Source organism: Mycobacterium sp. NPDC050441 (assembly GCF_040655355.1).
Classification (GTDB): domain Bacteria; phylum Actinomycetota; class Actinomycetes; order Mycobacteriales; family Mycobacteriaceae; genus Mycobacterium.
In genome coordinates this window covers 425316-445190 of sequence record NZ_JBFAJS010000001.1, presented here as the reverse complement: position 1 = coordinate 445190, position 19875 = coordinate 425316, and the positions used below count along the sequence as shown (strand labels likewise).

Below are 19875 nucleotides of genomic sequence, written 5' to 3'. Positions count from 1 at the left end.
GAAACTTTGGGCAGGGGTCGGATATCTCCGTAAGAGTTCGGTTAAGGTTCTGCTGTGCCTGAGATGGATCGTCGCAGTGTGATGTTCATGATGGGTCTGGGCGTGGCAGCGGCAGCGCTGCCTGCCGGGACGGCCAATGCCGACCCGGCCGCACCCGGTCCCGGAGCGCCCGGAGCGCCCACCCCACCGGCTGCTACCGCGGCGTCACCGACGTTCCTGTTCCAGGATGAGTTCAACGGTCCGGCCGGGTCCCCGCCGGACCCGGCGTGGTGGCACCTGGTGCCCGAGCGCGAGACCATCAAGAACCCGGTTGAGTGGGACAAGCCGTTCAACATGGGCCGCTACGTCACCGACACGGACCACGCTTTCCAGGATGGCAAGGGCAACCTGGTGATCCGCGCGACGCGCGGCCCGGGCACCACCGTCCAGGAGAAGTACGCCGGCGCCAAGGTCGTCGGCAACTGGCGCGGCGGCATCGGCACCACGTGGGAGGCCCGGGTCAAGCTGAACTGCCTGACCGACGGCGCCTGGCCCGCGTTCTGGCTCCTCAATGACGATCCCGTCCGTGGTGGCGAGGTCGATCTGGTCGAGTGGTACGGCAACCGTGACTGGCCGTCGGGCTCGACGGTGCACGCCCGGCTGGACGGCGAGTCGTTCGCCACCGACCCGCACCCCATCGACAGCGGATGGCATACCTGGCGGATGTCGTGGATGCCGACGGGCATGTACTTCTGGAAGGACTATGCCCCGGGCATGGAACCCTACTTCGAGGTCCCGGCAAACTCGTTGGAAGACTGGCCTTTCAATGACCCGGGCTACACCCTGGTGCCGGTGTTCAACATCGCCGTCGGCGGCTCGGGTGGCCGCGATCCGAGCGGTGGCAACTACCCGGCGGAGATGCTGGTCGACTGGATTCGCGTCTTCCAGGGCTGAGTTTTCTTCCGGATCTTCCGCGAAACTACGGGTTTTGACGCCTTTCAGAGATTTCACGTCATAACCCGTAGTTTCGGCGTTCAGGGAGAGACCGCGGTCCGTAGCTTTCCGGGCGGCGGGGGATTGAGCGCCGACGCGATCTGCTTGAGCGGCACCGGGGGGACGACGAGCGCTTCCCACGGATAACGCTCGCGGGTGCGGTCGAGAAACTCCACGGCCCGGTGCAGGTGCCGGGGCTCGTAGTTGTGCACGCCGGTGATGGTCAGCCAGTGCCGCACAACGGTTTCCGGATCCACCGCCAGCGGCGGCCCCGGGGTGACGGATCCGGCCAGGACCAGGGTGCCGCCGATGTCGAGGCGTCCCAACGCATCCGAGACGGCCGCGCAAGACCCCGTGTAGTCGACGGCCACATCGACGGGCCCGCCATCGGAGGCCCGGCCGCCGAACCGTGACGCCAACTCCAGCCGATCGGCATTGCGGTCCACCACCTGCACATCGGCCCCGGCGTCCACGCATGCCGCGACCGCGGTCAGCCCCAACATGCCTGCCCCGCCGATGAGTACGCGCCGGCCGGTCGTTTCACCGGCGGCTTCCAGCGTGGCCATCACCGTCGCCGTCGCACACGCCGCGGGCGCGGCGACCGCGTCGGGCAGCGAGTCGGGGACCGCGGCGATGGTGGTGCCGCGAGGCAGAACCACATGTGCGGCATAGGAACCCGACAATGGCCAGTCGCCGTCGAACGGCTCGTGGCCCACCTTGCGCACCGACAGACATTTGGCGCTGCGGCCGGAACGGCACCGGCTGCAGGTACCGCAGGCCACCGTCACCGACCAGATAACGCGTTGCCCGACTTGGATATCCGCACCTGGGCCAGTGGCGACGACGTCGCCGACGGCCTCATGGCCGAGGACCGAGGGGCAGGCGGCGGGACGTCGGCCCATGACGGTGTGCAGGTCGCTGCCGCACACCGTGGCCAGCCGCACCCGGACCAGCACCTCACCGGCGCCGAGCTGGGGAATCGGCACCGTTCGCACGTCGACACCGGAGCCGGTCCACACCGCGGCCGCCGTCACACGAGGCGGGATCGGATCCATCCGGACAACCTTTCGATGGCGTAGACGATGATGAAGATGACGAGGACGATCGCGCCGGCGACATCGAAGTTCAGCGTGCGGATGGACTCGAACAGCAGGTAGCCGACACCGCCCGCGCCGACGATGCCCAGGATGGTCGAGGTCCGCACATTCACGTCGAACAGGTACAGGCTGGACCCGACCATCGCCGGCATGGCTTGCGGAATCACCGCGGAGAACAATGTCTTCCACCATCCGCCGCCCACCGATCGAACCGCTTCCAGTGGGCCGGGATCGATCTCCTCGACCGCATCGGCGACCAGTTTGGCCAGGAAGCCGATCGAGCCGATGGCCAGTGCGCAGGTACCCGCGATCGGGCCGAGCCCCAACGCGGCGACGAACACCACGGCCAGGATCAGTTCGGGTACCGCCCGCACCAGCAGGATCCAGGCCCGGGCCAGCCAGTAGACCACCGGGTGGGGCGTGACGTTGCGGGCGGCCAGGATTCCGACGGGGAGCGACAGCACGATACCGATGGCGGTGGACACCACACCGATGGCGACGGTTTGTCCTGCGGCCGCGAACAACTCGCTGCCCAGCGCCGAGAAGTTGGGCGGAATCATCCGGGTGAATACCTCGATGGCCGGCCCCACCCAGGTGACCAATGAGAGCGGATTGATCTTCAGCACCACCAGGGCGGCCATGCAGGCTGCGACCAGCGCACCGCCGAAGACGAACCGGGCGGCGCGCTCACGGGCCGGGTTCGACTGGGCGGAATCCAGCAGCATCCGGCGGATCACGATGGACAGCAGCTCCATCGCGGCGATGATCGCCAGGATGACGCAGGCGATGCCGAGCGCCCGCGGATAGATCAAGCCCCGCAACGCATCCTGCAGGGCGAAGCCGATACCGCCGGCGCCGACGAAACCCAGCACCACCGACATGCGCAGGTTGATGTCGATGCGGTAGATGAAGGTGGCGATCCAGGACGGCACTACCTGGGGGACGACGGCGTTGAGCATCTCGCGGAAGTAGCCGACGCCGGTGCTGCGCACCGCCTCCCGCGGACCCGGATCGCTCTGCTCGATGGCATCGGCGAACACCTTGCCGAGCATGCCGATGGAATGCAGCGCCAGCGCGAGAATGCCGGGGAGCACCCCGATTCCGAGGGCCCGGACGAACAGCACGGCGAACAGCAGATCGGGCATGGCGCGGCAGAACGTGATGATCGCCCGAGCCACGGCCTGCACGGCCGGGTGCGGGGTGGTGTTGCGCGCGGCTAGGAAGGCCAGCGGCACAGAGGCAATCGCGGCGAGCACCGTGCCCAGCACGGCCATCAGCAGGGTCTCGACCGCCAGTCCGCCGATGCGTCCCGGATCGTCCAGCCGCGGCGGGATCATCCGCTCCAACAGTGCGGCGACCTCGTCGAGCCCGTTCAGCAGTGTGCCCGGGGCGAAGTCGATGGACCAGGCGGCGACGATGGTGGCCAGCACCGCGGCCATGGCGACCAGGTGCAGGAGACCGGGCAGCGGCGCGCGCTGGGGCGTCGGCGGTGCTGACGGGGCCGGGCGCTCGGTCAGGTCGGTGCTCACGAGGGACGGGCCGCCGAACGGGCGGCGGGGTCGACGCGTTGGTAGATCTCCATGACGTCGTCGCGGGTCATTCCGACCGCGGGCCGGTCCAGGATCTTCTGGCCGTTGCGCAGGCCGACCAGCCGGTGTGCCCAGCCCAGTGCGAGGTCCACCTGGTGCAGCGTGCAGACCACGGTCAGCTTCTCTTCGATGCACACCCGGAACAGCAGATCCATGACCACACTGGCGTTTTCGGGATCGAGTGAGGCGACGGGCTCATCGGCCAGCAGCAGGCCGGGTTTCTGCATCAGGGTGCGGGCGATCGCGACGCGCTGCTGCTGGCCACCGGAGAGGGTGTCGGCGCGCCGGTCGGCGTAGTCGGCCAGGCCGACCCGGTCCAGGTACGCGAGCGCTTCGGCGCGCATGGCCTTGGGGTAGGTCAGTGCGCCGTAGCGGGGGAGTCGCAGTTGGCCGAGCCCGCCGATCAGGACGTTCTCCAGGCAGCTCAACCGCCCGACGAGGTTGAAGTGCTGGAACACGAACCCCACGTTGCGGCGCAGTGCGCGCAACTGCTTGGCCGAGGCCGTGTCGACGTGAGTCCCTCCGACCTCGACACTGCCCGAGGTCACCGGGTGCAGCCCGTTGAGGCAGCGCAGCAGGGTGGACTTGCCCGAGCCGGAAAGGCCCAGCAGCACCAACATCTCGCTGCGCCGGACGTCGAGACTGACCTGATCCAGGGCCAGGGTGTCACCGAAGCGTTTGGTGACGTCGCGGGCGATGACGACGAGGTCGTCGCCCGCGACGGGGTGGTGGGGTCCGCCTGCGCTCATGGGTTCTCAGCCCTTGCACTTCTCGGAGCCGGTGACATCGCAGACGTGGCGCACGCCGCCGTAGTCCGAATCCTCGACCGGGACGAATCCCCAGGCGCGTTCGTCGGTGATCCGGCAGGCGTCACCCTGGCAGAAGCCTTCGGCCTCAAGGTTGGGCACGTTGACCTTGTCGGCGAAGAGGGTCTTGAGCTTGCCGATGGCCTCGCTGCCCAGGGAATCGTTGGCGGCGAACACCGACCCGGCGATCATCTCCGACTTCCACACCGTCTTGAGCTGGCCGGGTTTGAGATCGCCCTTGGCGATCATCGTCTTGTCGACCATGGTGTCGAACGCGAAGCCTGCGTCGCAGTCACCGTTGGCGATGGCCAAGGCCGAGGAATCGTGACCGCCGGCGAAGATCGGTGACATCGCCTCGGACAGATCGCCTTCAGACCCGGATTGGATCACCCCGGCCTCGATCAGGCCTGCGGTCGGATAGAGGAAGCCCGACGTCGAGCTCGGGTCCACGAAGCAGACCTTCTTGCCGGCGAAGTCCTTGAGGCCGTTGATGTTCGCCTCGTCGGCGCGGGCCAGCCCATAGGACTGGTAGCCGGGCTTGGCACCCTTGTCCTGGATCACTACGCCGACCGGGGTGACTTTGGCACCGTTGACGCCGGCGACCACGTAGGCGAACGGGCCGAAGAAAGCGAGGTCGACGTTGTTGGCGATGATGCCCTCGACCACCCCGGCGTAGTCGGACGCCTGGACGAAATCGACCTTGGCGCCGGTCTCCTTCTCCAGCAGCTTGATCAGCGGCTGGTAGCTGGCCTTGAGGTCGGTGGAGTTCTCGGCCGGGATCGCGGCCAGGGTGAGGGTCTCCGGGAAACCCTGAGCGGTCTTGGCGTCGGAGCTGTGGGAACTGGAACAGCCGGCCAGCGCGAGCGCGGCGCAAGCGACCACGGTAGCCAGGCGGGCTGCGGTACACGGGGTGCGGAACTTCATGGCGCGCGGGACCTTTCGGGGCAGGGGCGTTTGATGGGCAGTGCGCCGGCGGAGGTACGCAACTGCCATGCCCCACACCCTGTGCGTTGGTCTATACCAACGGGTGCATCGAAGTTGGCGGGGAGGTTAACAACACGGCAAGTCTTTGGTCTAGACCAAAACTTGCTACGGTGAGCGGGTGGCGACAAGTGCCGAACCCCGGGTTCTCAAGCACCAGGTTGTGCGCGCGCAACTGGAGCGGCTGCTCGATGACCTCGAAGTGGGGGATCCGTTCCCGGCCGAGCGGGAGATCGCGGAACGATTCGACGTCGCCCGTGAGACAGTCCGCCAGGCGCTGCGAGAGTTGTTGTTGGCCGGGAGGATTGAACGCCGCGGCCGAACGACGGTCGTCGCGCGGCCCAAGATCCTGCAGCCGCTGTCCATGGGGTCCTACACCGAAGCCGCCAAGGAACAGGGTCGTAGCGGCGGACGCATCCTGGTCGGCTGGAGCGACCTGATCGCCGACGACATCCTGGCCGGGCAGCTCGGAATCGACGTGGGCGCACCCATCCTGCAGCTCGAGCGCGTCCTGACCACCGACGGCATCCGGGTAGGGCTGGAGACCACCAAGCTCCCCGCGGCCCGCTATCCGGGCCTGCAAGAAACCTTCGACTACCGCGAGTCGCTGTACGCCGAGATCCGCAGCCGCGGCATCCATTTCGATCGGACTGTCGACACTATCGAGACCGCGCTGCCGGATTCACGCGAATCGGCGCTGCTCACCGTGGACAGTCGCACTCCGATGTTTCTGCTCAATCGAGTGTCCTACGACCAGGACGGGATTCCGATCGAGCAACGGCGGTCCCTGTACCGAGGCGACCGGATGACATTCACCGCGGTGATGACTGCTTCGTAGGGCGGTCCCGATAGACCCGGGGTGATACTCCGACGCGCCGCCGGAAGGCACTGGAGAAGTGGCTGGGTCTCGAGAAGCCCACCAGTGCACTGACCTCGGCGATCGGATGCGAGGTATGCCGAAGTAGGTACTTGGCCCGTTCGAACCGCAAGTCCAGCAGGTATTGATACGGGGTGGTGTGAAACGCGGCGCGGAAGGCAGTGATGAAAACGGGCACCGACATGTCCGCCTGCCGCGCAAGAGCTTCGAGGGTGACGCTTGAGTCGATGCTGTCCTCGAGGAATTCGATGAGCTTGGATTGGGTGGCCAAGTTGAGGGTGTCGGTTCCGCGATCGGCCCGGACCGGTGCGTATGCCGCGCGGATGTGGGTGCTTACCATTTTCAGGGCTTCACCGCTTGAGTCGATGAGGCGTTGTGCTGCCGATCCACAGCTTTCATGGGCAATGCGGGCCTTCCGTGAGCTGGTGTGCTGCCGGGGGATTCGCGCGGGCGGCTGTTCAGACCTGAAACTCGATACTCGTCTATGTAACTGAGTCACAAAAGCGTTCGCTCAGAGCCGCCCAGTTCGAGGGGGAGAGCGACATCGACCTGCGTGACTACGGCCTGGCCGTGATCGAATGACGATCCCGGCCAGGCCGACCTGCGTCGGTGCTACTTGGCATCCCCCGAACTGCCGGCACCGGCGTCGCTCTTCTCGGCCTTGGCTTGCTTGGCTGGTTTGGCGAATGCTTTCTTGACGTCTTCGCCAATGTTCTTGGCAGTAGCCGAGATTCCGTCACGAACATCCGAGGCGGCCTTGGCGGCCGGCTTGGTCGCTGCCGGCGTGCTGCCCAGCTTTCCTGGAACGGCAACGAGGCTGTTCCGCACCGTAGGCTTGGCGGCTTCGGAGGTGGAGTCCGTCACCTCGTCAACAGTCTTCGGCTCTTCAGTTGGCTGTGCCTTCGGGGCTTCAAGGTCCGCGCTTGTCGTCGACGACTCGATCGCCTGCGGCGCCTCAGCGGGAGCCGATGCCATGTCGGCCGATCCGGTCGCATCTGCCTTGGGGGCGATTGTCTCGGTGAGTATGGTGGACCTGCCCGTGTCGACGGCCTTTTCGACGTTGCTCAGGAGTTGCTGTACCGCGGGAGCTGCCTCGGCTCCGTCTGCTCCGAGCGCGCCGGCGACGGTATCTCGGAACTTGAGCAGATTGGTCACAAGGCCGTTCGGACCGATAAGCCCTCCGCCGAAGCCCATCCATCCGTTCACGACCGTTTGAGTGATGTCTCCGGGAGTGCTGAGCACAGCCCCGATGGCCGCGACCGGATCACCCGCTTTCACCGCGTCGGCAATTGCTTGTCCGGACTGTCCCATTGTGGAGATGGTCGTGCCTATCAGTGAGACCGCACCTAGTCCCGCAGTGACGGCGAAAGTTGGCAGCAGCTCAACGGCATTCGCAAAGTTCCTCGCCATCGAAACCGGAATATATATGGTCGGCAGCATCGGCATACCAAGCTGGTAAACCAGGCTCATCATGGTGTTCCGGACGGTGCTGAATCCAGCCTGGATGTCCCCGGCCGCGAACTGCTGCGCCATTGTCTGCAGATTCGTGAACACCCCGCCGGGCGCACCCGGCGTGAACAGCGTGATCGCGTTCCGGACAACAGTTTCAATCGCTGCGGCATAGGTCTGCCCGTAGCCGAGCTGATTCTGGATCATCTGTTGCAATATGGGCGCTGGATTGCTTGCGATCAGCTGCGCGAGCAGTGTCAAGTTGGCAACCGCCTCGGTCACGATCCCCGACCATTGACCAAGCGGGTTGGGGAATGGCGTGGCATCGGCGTCTGCTGTCTGGGGGGACGGCACCGCCAGCGCGTTGGGAGCGCTTAGTAGTCCTGCTATCCAGTCCACATCCAGCGGTGCTACGACGTCTGGTGTCGACAGGTCTTGTACTGCCGACGACAGACGTGCATCCAGATATTCGGTACCCACCGGAGGCGTCACTGTGGGTGTCACGGCGATGACGCTGGCGCCGACGAGGGCTACGCCGGCGGTTACGTAGGGTCGTAGAGCGAGACTCAACTCGGGCTCCTTCGGATCAGGTGAAGATGTCAGCTGTCGCTGACCCGCCGAAAAAGTACGGACTGATCCGCAGAACCGCATTCACATTCTTTTGACTTTCAAAATATTCCGGCTAAACCGCGATCCGAGAAAGTGTTCTGCTCGGAGGCAAGTCGGGCATAGTGTCGTGCCGACGGTGAATCAGTGCTGGGGAGTTGCTGAGATGGGGATGAAGCCATGGGATGGCGATCGGCCGATGACCCCACGTGTCGTGCTGGAACACAAAGATGTTGCGGCGCGGGGGCTGTCGTTCAACTTCGCGACGGAGCTGATTTCTGAGCCCACGGACTGGTGCAGCTTCAGCGACACGCACCATCTGGTGTACGTATATCGGGGCGGCGCAATGCATTCGATGCAGACCTTGCTCGATTGGGGGCCCACCGGCCAGGTGCCGCCGACGGTGGGGGAAATTTGGTGGAAGCCCGCCGGCATCCAGTGCGCGGCTCTCGTCCAGGGGAATGTGGCGGGGTACTGCGAGATCGCGATCCCGCGGCGGGTAATCGGCGACACCGCACTGCTTCCCCGGATCAAATACCGGGACCTGCTGATCCACCATCTGGTCGAGGAGATGTACAGCGTCGCCAACCGGGACGACGCGCTTGCGCGGTTGCTCACCGACTCCGTCGCCGAGACCATGCGCCTGCTGATCCGGGACAAGTACGCCGACGCCCCACCCAGGCCGCGCGAACTGAGGGTCCTGGACTCCGCGACCCGCGCTGCTGTCGTCGAATACCTCGAGGACAGCCTGGACTCGGAGATTCATCTGGATGCGCTGGCTCAGTTGGCCGGCATGTCGGTCCAGGGATTCATCGACGCCTTCCGTCGGGCATTTCACGCCACGCCGTATCAGTTCCTGCTGAACTTGAGGATCGACCGCGCGAAGTCCCTGCTGCTGTCCTCCGGACGGAGCATCGCGGAAATTGCCGCGTCAGTGGGGTTCTCGACACCAAGCCACTTCGCTACGGCATTCAAGCGGCGCGTCGGGATCTCGCCCAGCGACTACCGGCGCCATACGTGACCGCCTGAGAACGTGACGGCCCCTCCCTATCCGGAAGGGGCCCACGTCCGTGCTATTTGGTGTCTCCGGCACCGCCTGCCTTTTCGGCACCGGTTGATGCGGTCGTTGGCTTCTTCTCGGGTTTGGCCAGGGCGGACTTGATGCCTTCGCCAATCTTGTTGACCGTAGCCGAGACTCGTTCACTGACGGCCGAGGCAAACTTGTTTCTCTCCGTCTTCCCGGCCGATGTCACGCCGGGTTTCCCGGGCACCGCGACCAGGCTGTCCCGAACGAGAGGCTTCGTCGCGGGCGTCGTCACCTCCTCCGTCGCGGTTGCCTCGTTCGTGGGGGCCACCGCGGGGGACGAAACGGCCTCCGTCACTACCTCGGTTTTCGGCACCGCGAGCGGTGCTTCGAGCGTCACTGCCTTCGCGGCCGGTAGTGACTTCGCCAGATCGGGAACCACCTTCGCGGTCCGGAACTCTTCCTCCGGGTCCGGCGGCGGTGGGTTCAGGATGTCGCGGAAATTCTGACGTGCGTCGTCGAGGGACCACCTCCACAAGTCGGCAGCGCCGAGGGCCGCCGTTGCGATATTCGCGGCACCGTGCTGGATAACGTTGACGATCTTGCCGGGATCACCTGTGGGAACTGCCTTTACGAGCTCGCCGAGAGTGTTCGTTACCGCGCCGATGACGCCGTACACCGACAGCAGCTGCCCGGGGCCGAGGGACCATGCGGTCAGGATCGCGGCGCCGGTCAAATCCCTCGCGACATCGAACTGGGTCTTCACGAAGCTCTGGACGTTCATCAGCTGCATGAACGTGGTCATGAACGGTCCCATGGCGATGGGCATGAACGCGCCAACCGCTCCGGTGAAATCTCCGGCTGCGATTTTCTGGGCGTACGTCGTCAACGCCCCTGGGAGGCCGGCCACCAGCCCCGCGTAGGACTGGCCGAGAGTACTGGCGATGTCGCCGAGCGTCTTGCCGTCCGCGGCGAGCTTGCCGGCCAGCCCGACGATGATGGGGAACGGATCGTCTATCTCGGCCTGGATCGCATTTTGAATCACGGTGCTCGCCTGGGCGAAGACCGGGGCGAAGACCTCGATCGGGTTGTCGATGGCCGCGCTGAGTTGTATCGAGTGGGATTGCATTGCGGGTGGGGGCGCGGTCACCGGTGTGACTGCGATGACGCTGGCGCCGACCAAGGCGACGCCGGCAGTCACATACGGCCGTAGAGCGAGGTTCAACACGGTCTCCTTCGACGCAGATGAGGGCGTCAGTTCTCACTGACCGCGCGAAGGTATCTGGAAAGTCGTCGAACAACATTCGCATTCTTTGGACGTTTGAATAATTGACCTGGGTCCGGCCGTCGCCGTGTGGTCAGTGGTCGCCGCGGTAGGAACGGGGTGATACCCCGACGCGGTGCCGGAACGCTGTGGCGAAATGATTGGGCGTCGAGAACCCGACCATCGCACTGATCTCGGTGACGGTGCGCGTCGTGTTCAGCAGCAGTGACTTGGCGCGTTCGATCCGCCGGTCCAGCAAGAACTGATAGGGCGTGGTGTGAAAGGCCGCCCGAAATGCCTTGATGAAACCGCCCACGGACATCTTCGCTTGCTGCGCAAGCATTTCGAGGGTGATCTCCGAGTCCAGACCGTCCTCTAGGAACTCGACGAGCTTCGCGCGGGCGACGGAATCCAGGGTGTCGAGCCGATGCTCGGGGCGTTGTGGTGCGTCCACCGTGTACATATCGGTGACCAACAGTCGAAGCGTCTCGGCCACCGAGTCGGTGAGCAGTCGCGCAAGCGCGTCATCGCGATCGGCAACCTCGTAGATGCGCTCCACCATCTGATGGATCAGCGGGTCGCGGTGTTTGACGCGGGGAATCAACGTCGTCGCGCCGAGCACATGGCCCGGGATGGCGATCTCGCAGTACTCGGCGGTGTCGCCTTCGACCAGTGATGCGCATTTGTCGCCGGCGGGCACCACCCAGATATCGCCCACGCTGGGCACGCCCCGGCCCGACGGGCCCCAGTCCAGGTCGGTTTCCATCGAGCGCAGGTGCCCGGCGCGGTGGACATAGACAAGGTGGCGCGTGTCGTCGAAGCAGCACCAATCCGTCGTGTTGTGAATCTGCTCAGTCGCGAACCTGAGAGACAGGCCGCGGGTAGCGATGGCCCTCTCGCCGAGCACGACACGGCGGGTCTGAGGCCGGTCGCCGGTCCACAGCGTCATTGCCACACGCGTACCTCCTGCGCGCCTTGCGGCTGCGTCAATCCGGATCGGAGCGTAGCGATGCCCAGGTGGGTGAGTGGGTGTTTTCGTCCTGAAATACCAAGCTAGCAAGCCTTATCGATCTCTTATTTCCGTGACCAATTTGTAACCAATGACCTGCGAAAACACGCCGCCGAAATGCTTGACACGTTTCTGAGGAAACTCGTAGATCGGGGGAGGGGTTGCTGCGTTGTCACAGAAGTACCCGTATGGTGCCCGTGTGGGCCGACACGCATTAGCCAGCCCCCGCCAGCGCAAACTTCCGGCGGCAGCGGCTGCAATCCTTGCGCCGGTCGCTGCCTTCTTCGCCAGCGGTGGCGACGCCCATCCGTACCCCGTTGAGCACGTCGCCGAAGCCGCCGCGGCCCCCGAAGCTGCGCCGTGCTGCATGGAGATCGTGGCCGCACCCGCCGCGGCCGCGTCGGCTCCCTCCGTGCAGACCCTCTCGTTGAGCGCCGCGCAGGAGCAGCCCGGCACGGCCTCGCGTTGGCGCGTCATCAACATTCCCCAGCTGTTGCCCGTCGGCATCGCACCCGAGCGGGGCCTGCAGGTCAAGACGATCCTGGCCGCCCGCAGTGTCCACGCCGACTTCCCCCAGATCCGCGAGATCGGCGGCGTCCGTCCGGACGCGCTCCGCTGGCACCCCAACGGCCTGGCGCTCGACGTGATGATCCCCAACCCGAGCAGTTCTGAGGGCATCGCGCTCGGCAACCGGATCGTGGCCTATGCCCTGAAGAACGCCGATCGGTTTGCGCTGCAGGATGCTATCTGGCGGGGTACCTATTACACGCCGGACGGCGGGGCCAAAGCCGGCGGCTACGGCCACTACGACCATGTTCACCTGACCACCAAGGGTGGCGGCTACCCCTCAGGCGGAGAGCTCTACCTGCGCTGAGCGTGGCGTGTCCCCAAGACCAGGGAGCACTACGCCGTTTAGATTCGCGTCGTGGCACGCAGAATGTCGTTCCGCCGGGCGCGATCGGTGGTGAGCGCCGAGATCGGCGAGATCCGCCGCAGCGATCCCGACCTCGACGCGAGTGATATCGCCGGCTTCACACTGCCGATCCTGGTGCGCGCCCTGGGCGTGGTCGCCATCGGCCTGGTGCCCCTGCTAGTGGTCCGCAACGGGGAAACCGCGAATGAGCAACTGGTCCCGGTCATCGGCTCACTGGCACTGGTGATCATCTGCGCGGCCGTGGTGGCCTGGCTGATCTCGATCGTCATCTCCGGGCTGGTGGTGATGATCCTGTACCGGACCCGACCGGCGTCCTCGTCGCGCCTGGTGATGCGCATCCTGACCGACTCGTTCATGCGCATCGACGACTCCACCTCGGCGCTGATGCTGCTGGCCCTGCTGGCCGGCCTCCTGTCACTCGCGTTCGGTCTGCCGACGCGCAGCGGTGACGAGCTGGCGAACTCGGTGCTCGACGATCTGCTCGCCGCGCAGATCGGTGTGCTGTTGGTGGCGTTGGGTTTTGCGTTCATCGCCGAATCGATCCGATCGGCCGCCGACATCGTCGACGACCAGTCGCTACTGCTGGCCTGGCCGTGGGCACTGATCATCGCCTCGCTGAGCTGGGTGCTGTCGACCGTGGCCGGCCCGTTCGAGGCCACCCGGATGCTGACCATCCTGTTGCACGAATGGCTGCCGGCCGTCGTCGACGATCAACCCAGCTCCCAGGTGATCGCCGAACTGGTCCCGCCCTCGGCGCGGTGGTGGGTGGCGTTCGGCCCACTGCCGATCATCGCCGCGATCTGGGCCTACGAGGCATTCCGGCACGGCGGGTTCCTCGCCCTCCGCCAGTTCTTCTCCGACGATGCGTCAGCGCCGTCGGAGGCTCCGCGCGACAGCAACGACCACGCAGGTTAGCCTTCGCGGGACAGAGGGGGTGCACGTGGCCGACGTGGCATCGTCGCTGAATCTGGTGTGGCGCAGTCTCGGCATGCTGCGGGCGGTGCGGCGCGTGCTGGTACTGCTGCTGGTGATCGGGGTGATCGCCTCGGCGCTGCCCTACGTCACGGTGGCCGCATTCGGGCCGATGGTGCAGGTCATCTCCGAGGCTGGGAACAGCGGAAACCTCAGCAGCGTATGGGATCTGAGTGGCCCGCTGGTGGCCCGTCAGGACGGCTTGCTGAAATCGCTGGCCGGGCCGGTGCCGTTCGTGGTGCTTCTGGCGGTCTGGGCCGGCTCGCTGATCCTGACCCAGCTCATGTACTTCGTCAACGCCTGGATCGGGGCGAGGGTTGAACGGGTCCTGTTGGTCGATATCCGCCAACGCGTCCACGACCACCTGCAGTCGCTGTCCCTGGATTTCTTCTTGACCTCGCGCAGTGGCGAGTTGATGCACCGGGTGATGACGGAATCGGCTGGTGTGCAACGACTCCTGACCGACTGCCTGCTGCCGCCGCTGATCGACCTCGTCGTCTTGGTAGTGGTGATCAGCTATCTGTTGGCCATCTCGTGGCAGATGACGGTGGCCGCGTTGGTGCTCACCCCGCTGGCTCTGATCACCCTCCGATTCGTCGGCCGCCACGTGCAGGCGGTGATGAGGCGCGTGATGAACGCGGAGCGAGCGATGGCCACCGAGGTGGAGCAGACGATCAGCGGGATCGCCGAAATTCAGATGTTCAACGCGCAACCCGTCCGTAGCAGGCGATTTCACGAGGTTTCCGAGGAAGCCGCCAAGGGATCGGCAGCCTCGGTTGTCTGGATGCAGGCCACCGTCAACGGCTCGCAGATATTCGTGGCCCTCAGCACGGTCATCGTTCTGCTGGTCGGTGTGGGGCTCAGCGCGCACTTCGGACTGACGTTCGCGGGCCTCCTGGTCTTCGCGGGTGTGGTTCCGGTGATGTTCAGTGCTGCTCAACGGGTTCTAGGGGCGTACACCACATACCAGGCCCTGGCGCCGAATGTGATCTCGACCTACGAACTGCTCGACACCTCGCCTTCCGTGCGCGAAGCCGAGGATGCCGTCGCACTGGGCGAGGTACACGGCAACCTGGTTTTCGAGGATGTGACCTTCGGCTACACGCCCGACCGCAACATCGTCGAAGGGCTGTCGTTCTCAATCGCCGAGGGGGAGACCGTCGGACTGGTCGGCGGTATCGGCTCGGGTAAATCGACGGTGTTCAATCTGATGCTGCGGTTCCGGGATCCCCAAGGCGGGCGGATCCTGTTGGACGGGACCGATATTTCGACCGTCACCATCGAGTCGCTGCGCGATCAGGTGTCCAAACTCGCCCAGTTCCCGTTCTTCACCAAGGACACCATCCGGGAGAACATCCGATTGGCCCGGCCGCAGGCCACCGACGCGGACATCGAAGAAGCCTGTGCCCAGGCCAACATCCATTCGGTCATCACGACGAAGATGCACGACGGCTACGACACCGTGGTGGACGTCCAGATCCCCTCCGGCGGGCAGAAACGCCTGATCGCGCTCGCGCGTTGTCTCTTGCGCCGACCTGAGGTGCTGCTGCTCGATGAGCCGACCGAGAACCTCGACGCCGACGAGCGAGCCCGGCTGATCGGGGTCATCCGAGGCTACGCCAGTGAGCGCACCTGCCTTGTGGTCAGCCACGACCTGGATTTCGTCGCCGCGGTGGCCGACCGAATCCTGGTGCTCGAGGACGGGCGCATCTCGCAGAGCGGCGATCATCAGACGCTGATGGCCCAGGACGGCCTGTACAGGCGACTGCACGACGTACAGAACGGGAGCTGATGGTCGCCGCGGCTACAGATAGAAGTGGTCGGCGTACACCAACCGCTCGACGGGCGTGAGCCCTGGCGTTCCCGGGGTTTCGTCGGCCGACAGGATTTCGTACTCCTCGATCTGCACGCGCAGATCGTCGACCGTGCCCGGGGTCTGCAGTTGTTCTGAAGGCTCCAACGCCAATTCGGCTGTCCAAGTGGCCTTGTACGTGGTTTCGTCGACGCCCGCCAGCGTGCACGGCACCTCATCGCCGCTCTTCCACTCCAGGTCCGAGCCCGAGGTTTGGCTGCGGACCTGCAGTGTGGTGACCACCCGATGCGAGGTGGTCAACCGCTCGGTGAGGCTGGCGGGCTGGTTGGGCAGCGTGATGCCCGGTGCGTTGGTCACCGAGGTGGTGCCGGTGACGCTGATGCGGACATGGTCGGTGTCGGGGCGGCTCAGGGTACCGATCCGCTCCGGTGGCAACTGGACAAAGTCGGTAGCCACCACCTGCGAGAATTCCATCCCGGCAATCGAATTCGGCTGATAGCGGGCGACAGCCAACCGCAGGAACGGCCAGTTGACGCCGGCCGATTCGAAGACCGCGTCGACGAACCAGCGCCGGCGGCCCTTATCGAAATCGGGGGTGTAGGCGTAGGCGTTGATCACCTTGTCGCCCGCGGTCGGACTGCCGGGCTTGATCACATGCAATTCGGGCCGGCCCGGAAGGCTTTCGGGCGCAAGGTTCAACTGCACCGCCCGTTGTTGCCAGGCCGTGAGCACCGGCACCTCATAGGAATCGGGGATTTTGGCCCCCGCAAGGATCGGGTCGCGCGCCCACAGGCTGACGCTCTCCGTCTTGTCTTTCGCCAGCGTCGGATCGCCGGTGGCGATGATCGCCAGCATCTCGCCGTCGCCACTGGAATACCACGGCCGGTCCAGCCAGATCCGCACCCCGCTGCGACGGCTACGCCGGATCGCGAACGGATGCTCGGGCTCGGTTGTCTGTTCCCACAGGAACATCGGAATCACGTCATGCACCACCGGCGGCGCCGGGATCGCCGAGTTCGGAATGCTGACCTCGACCTTGTTGCCCATCGACTCGGGGTCGTCGACCGCCGGTAGTTCGTCGGGCACGAAGAACTCCCGATACCGCGACGATCCGTGCAACTGGTAGCTCACCCTGCGTGCCTTGGTATCCGGCAGGGTGTGGACGGCACGCCTGACCGGCACCTCGGCATCGCGGGAACCGACGTGTTTCGCGTTCGGGTCGAGCGTCAGCAGCGAGTAGCGTTCGTTCTCCTCGATCCGATGGTTGACGACGACCTCCCGCGTGGTGCGGGACGCCGGCTCGGGTGCCGTCGGATCATCGATGCTCTCAGTCCATTCCGCACGCAGCTCGACCTTGTCGGTGCTGGCCCCGTGGACGTCGAGCACACCGTCCAGATTGGCGGCGACGACGTTGGCCGAGCGGGGTTCGGCGACGAGCCGGGAGATCTTCGGCGGTATCGCCGGCCGGGCCGTGGCGTGCACCAGGCGCAGGTCTTCATCCGGGGTGAGCCACCACAGCCAACCGTCGCGGGCCGCCGCGGCCAGCACCTCACGGTCGGCTTCCGGCACATTCGGGTCGTTGATGGGGCTGGTGACCCACAGCCCCATCTTGTTCAGATGGGCGTCGTCGAGCGTGGAGGACACCTTCACCGCGACCTGCTCACCAGGAGGCAGGCCTACGTGAATGACGTTGCCGACCTGCTCGGCGTCCAACCGCGGGGCGTCGTGCAGCACCAGACGCAGCGGTTGCAGCAGTGGCCACTCGCCTGCGTACTTGAGCGTGACCGATTGCAACACGCGGGGATTGGTGAACTTGTGATCGGCGCCGGCCTCGTAGAACACCAGTGCCACCCCGTCTGCCATCGGATCCGGCAGGTACGGCACTAACAGGTTGTCGACGTCGTGCACGATGTACTGCCCGGCGGCGGGTTGCACCTCGGGGTGCTGGATCTCATCCAGCGTCAGGGGTTTGGTGACGTTGGGCATGGAGAGCAACTTGATGCCCGGCTGGATGATGGTGCCCTTCGGATTGTCGAGGTCCTGGACTTCCTTGTAGAACAGGCTGCCGCGTTCCTTGAGCGCGATCGCATAGGCCCGCGCCACCTTGCGTTCCCGCATCAGCTGGTCCAGACGCCCGTCTTGCTCGGCTTCGAGCTCGCTGCCCTTCGGCGGCACGATGTGGCGTTCGGTCACACCCGGTGTTCCCGTCAAACCTGTGCGGATCACCATGCGCTGCAAGGACTCACCGGTGGCATATGCCACGCGAGGAACGAAGGTGGGGGCCGTGATCGGATCCCAGCGCAGGAACGGTTTGGGCACCGTGATGGTCGCGGCGTCGGCATCGGCGATCAACCGGGCCAGATCCTCCGGCAGGGTGTCCAACTCCGGGCGGGTGCGCACCGACGACGCTGCCTCGACCACCGACGCCATCGCTCGTTCGGCAGCGGCGCGCACGCCGTCACCGGTGCCCAGGGTCGGCGCTTGCAGCTTGCCCTGCGTCCGGAGATCCGCCGTCACACTGGCGTTGTCGCGGGCCGTCGTCTTTGTCCGCACTCCATCGAGATACGCCGTCGCAGCCAGGATCTGGCCTTCTGACACCTCGGTCGGCAGATCCGCGTTCATCGGCACGCTGTTACCCGCCAGGTCCACCCCGGCGATCCGGAACGAGTACCTGCAGCCGTACCGCAACGCCGGCAGCGAGCCGTGCTTGGCCGTCGACCGCACCCCGAGCCCTGGATTCTTGGTCGACTCCGGCTGATCGGCAATCCGTTCCTTGCCGGGATCCGGGTGGTCGGAAGGGTTGTGGATCACCAGCTTTCCCGGACGTGGCGCCGACAAGCTCCAACCGTCCCAGCCGGCGAGCACCTCATGCACATAGAACGGGTTGTTGGTCGGATCGCCCGGCACCCGGCTCATCGGCGGGTTCTGCAGATGCCCGACGTCGTCGTTGGCCTTGAAGATCTCGTTCTTGCCGAACGACGCGACCACCGACCGCTCGTGCAGGCTGTGCCAGCTCTTGGTGAGGTCGTCCCATACCTCGAGCCGAGTGCCTCGCAGCAGATGTTCGAATTTGAGTTCGGGCCCCGGCTGCGCACCGGCCTGGTCTACGGCGGGTTCACCCTTCGGGCTCTTGTCGAGTTGATGTTTGAGCCGGTCCGGGCGATCGATCTCGGCGACCGCGAACCCCGTGGCGCGCACGCCGGGTGGTGCGAACGAGCCACCGTCGCCGTTGGCTTCGATGGCCAGCGCCCGCAGCACGCTACGTAGCAATTGCTCCAAGGACATGCCGCCCGCGTCGGGATCCAGATCCACCACGCGGTACCGATCCTCGTCACCCAACCGCAGCCGGCCGCCGGTCCAGCGGTCGGGCTCCCTGGCCTGCGCGAGGAACTGCATTCCCGACGTGGTGCACAGCGTCACTGGGGAGACGTACTTCTCGGTCTGCGCGATCTTGACGTCACACCAGATCCGGGTGGCCGTGGCCAGTTTCGCCAGGTCGTCCTTGTGAACCTCCAGGTCGACTACCAGGCCGAGCGCCCGAGCCAGGGTCTTGACGCTGCAGGCTGCCGCGGCTCGCTCATGGAAATCCGGATCGGGATGGGGTGTGCGGGGAGGTGCCGCGGCGGGCGCCACGTTGTCGGTATCATGCGGCTGCTCTTCGGGCCGGTGGTAGTAGCCTGCGGTGGCGTGGGCGTCACGCAGCATCTTCTTGATCGGCGTGTTCGCGGTGGTGTCATCAAGCTGTGCAATGTAATTGGTGATGTGGTTGTCGACATTCTCGGTCGAGAGTAGAAGGTCGATCGGCGACGTGCGCGGGGTAATCGACGCCTCTTCGTCCTGGATGCCGAGGTGCGGTCCGCCGCCCCCGCCGCCCCCGCCGGGGGGCGGGCCGGCATCGGGTGCCGGCTTGGTCGGCGACAGCGCGCCCTGCACTGCCCGGGTCCGCGCGGCCTCCAAGTTGTCGAGCTCCCTGTCGCGGTTGTCGCGGTAGGTCAGCAATGCCGCAATCAACCCGCGCAGCTCGTTGATGTCGCGGAAGGTGGACAGTAGCTCCGCGGCCAGCGGGGCTGTGGTGACCGCAGGGCGGCTGACCGGAGAGGCGCATGCCGACGCGTTGTGGGCGTCGAAGGCATGATCGGGGGTGCGATGCGCCGGGTAGCTCTTCCAGTCGTTCTGCGTCACATCGGGATTCGGGAAATCTGCGACCGTGGTGGTGTCTGCGGGAAACGCCTTCTCCCACACGCTTTGATCAGCCACGCCGAGCAGCGGTGTGCAGCGCACCGGATCCAGTGCGTCGGTGTGCAAGGTGAACGTGGTGGTGTTGGCCTTGAGCGATGTGACCCAGTTGGCCACCGCCGGATAATCGGAGAGCTTTCCGCCGCCGATGAGTCGGTGCGAGAACAACAGGGACACATGGAATGTGTCGTCCGGGTCGACCGAGTACGGCAGCACCGTCGTCATCACGCGGGTGGTCGCCATGGT

General features: G+C 65.5%; 15 protein-coding genes. 6 read left to right on the top strand and 9 right to left on the bottom strand.

The window, feature by feature from the left end; genetic code table 11:
• Positions 1 to 63 precede the first annotated feature (63 nt).
• Positions 64 to 933: a glycoside hydrolase family 16 protein gene (locus AB0I14_RS02170; protein WP_358016718.1), complete on the top strand. Its 870-nt coding sequence runs from the start codon at positions 64 to 66 to the stop codon at positions 931 to 933.
• A gap of 80 nt (positions 934 to 1013) precedes the next feature.
• On the opposite strand, the gene AB0I14_RS02165 is transcribed toward AB0I14_RS02170, so the two are convergent.
• The 4 genes from AB0I14_RS02165 to AB0I14_RS02150 are packed head-to-tail and all read right to left on the bottom strand — an operon-like array spanning position 1014 to position 5388.
• Entirely contained in the window at positions 1014 to 2027 is a 1014-nt protein-coding gene (locus AB0I14_RS02165; RefSeq protein WP_358015178.1) for a zinc-binding dehydrogenase, read from the bottom strand.
• A complete protein-coding gene (gene phnE, locus AB0I14_RS02160) occupies positions 2003 to 3598 on the bottom strand; it encodes a phosphonate ABC transporter, permease protein PhnE (protein ID WP_358015175.1) in 1596 nt (531 codons plus the stop codon). Before phnE ends, AB0I14_RS02165 begins: the two co-directional genes overlap by 25 nt.
• Positions 3595 to 4407 (bottom strand): phosphonate ABC transporter ATP-binding protein, encoded by an 813-nt coding sequence (gene phnC, locus AB0I14_RS02155; RefSeq protein WP_358015172.1) that lies wholly within the window; start codon positions 4405 to 4407, stop codon positions 3595 to 3597. The genes phnE and phnC overlap by 4 nt, the downstream gene beginning before the upstream one ends.
• A gap of 6 nt (positions 4408 to 4413) precedes the next feature.
• Entirely contained in the window at positions 4414 to 5388 is a 975-nt protein-coding gene (locus AB0I14_RS02150; RefSeq protein ID WP_358016715.1) for a phosphate/phosphite/phosphonate ABC transporter substrate-binding protein, read from the bottom strand.
• 178 nt (positions 5389 to 5566) lie between these two features.
• On the opposite strand from AB0I14_RS02150, the gene AB0I14_RS02145 reads away from it, so the two are divergent.
• On the top strand, positions 5567 to 6283 hold the full coding sequence (locus AB0I14_RS02145; protein WP_358015169.1) for a GntR family transcriptional regulator: 717 nt from the start codon (positions 5567 to 5569) through the stop codon (positions 6281 to 6283).
• On the opposite strand, the gene AB0I14_RS02140 is transcribed toward AB0I14_RS02145, so the two are convergent.
• On the bottom strand, positions 6258 to 6662 hold the full coding sequence (locus AB0I14_RS02140) for an AraC family transcriptional regulator (RefSeq protein WP_358015167.1): 405 nt from the start codon (positions 6660 to 6662) through the stop codon (positions 6258 to 6260). The two genes, AB0I14_RS02145 and AB0I14_RS02140, sit on opposite strands and share 26 nt — an antisense overlap.
• Positions 6663 to 6934: 272 nt before the next feature.
• Positions 6935 to 8275, bottom strand: coding sequence for a hypothetical protein (locus AB0I14_RS02135; RefSeq protein WP_358015164.1), 1341 nt, complete (start codon positions 8273 to 8275; stop codon positions 6935 to 6937).
• A gap of 301 nt (positions 8276 to 8576) precedes the next feature.
• Between AB0I14_RS02135 and AB0I14_RS02130 the strand changes: the two genes are divergently transcribed.
• Positions 8577 to 9398, top strand: a complete 822-nt coding sequence (locus AB0I14_RS02130) for an AraC family transcriptional regulator (protein ID WP_358015161.1) — start codon at positions 8577 to 8579, stop codon at positions 9396 to 9398.
• Between the two features lie 52 nt (positions 9399 to 9450).
• Here AB0I14_RS02130 and AB0I14_RS02125 read toward each other — a convergent pair whose 3' ends face one another.
• Entirely contained in the window at positions 9451 to 10626 is a 1176-nt protein-coding gene (locus tag AB0I14_RS02125; protein ID WP_358015159.1) for a hypothetical protein, read from the bottom strand.
• A gap of 133 nt (positions 10627 to 10759) precedes the next feature.
• The gene (locus tag AB0I14_RS02120) at positions 10760 to 11614 is read right to left on the bottom strand and encodes an AraC family transcriptional regulator (RefSeq protein WP_358016712.1); all 855 of its coding nucleotides are present in this window, start codon (positions 11612 to 11614) and stop codon (positions 10760 to 10762) included.
• 259 nt (positions 11615 to 11873) lie between these two features.
• On the opposite strand from AB0I14_RS02120, the gene AB0I14_RS02115 reads away from it, so the two are divergent.
• From AB0I14_RS02115 to AB0I14_RS02105, 3 genes are all read left to right on the top strand, one after another.
• Complete coding sequence (locus tag AB0I14_RS02115) at positions 11874 to 12548, top strand: hypothetical protein (RefSeq protein ID WP_358015156.1); 675 nt, start codon at positions 11874 to 11876, stop codon at positions 12546 to 12548.
• 63 nt (positions 12549 to 12611) lie between these two features.
• The gene (locus tag AB0I14_RS02110) at positions 12612 to 13523 is read left to right on the top strand and encodes a hypothetical protein (RefSeq protein WP_358016709.1); all 912 of its coding nucleotides are present in this window, start codon (positions 12612 to 12614) and stop codon (positions 13521 to 13523) included.
• A gap of 25 nt (positions 13524 to 13548) precedes the next feature.
• Entirely contained in the window at positions 13549 to 15372 is a 1824-nt protein-coding gene (locus AB0I14_RS02105) for an ABC transporter ATP-binding protein (protein WP_358015153.1), read from the top strand.
• A gap of 12 nt (positions 15373 to 15384) precedes the next feature.
• Here AB0I14_RS02105 and AB0I14_RS02100 read toward each other — a convergent pair whose 3' ends face one another.
• On the bottom strand, positions 15385 to 19872 hold the full coding sequence (locus AB0I14_RS02100; protein ID WP_358015150.1) for a hypothetical protein: 4488 nt from the start codon (positions 19870 to 19872) through the stop codon (positions 15385 to 15387).
• Between the last annotated feature and the right edge of the window lie 3 nt (positions 19873 to 19875).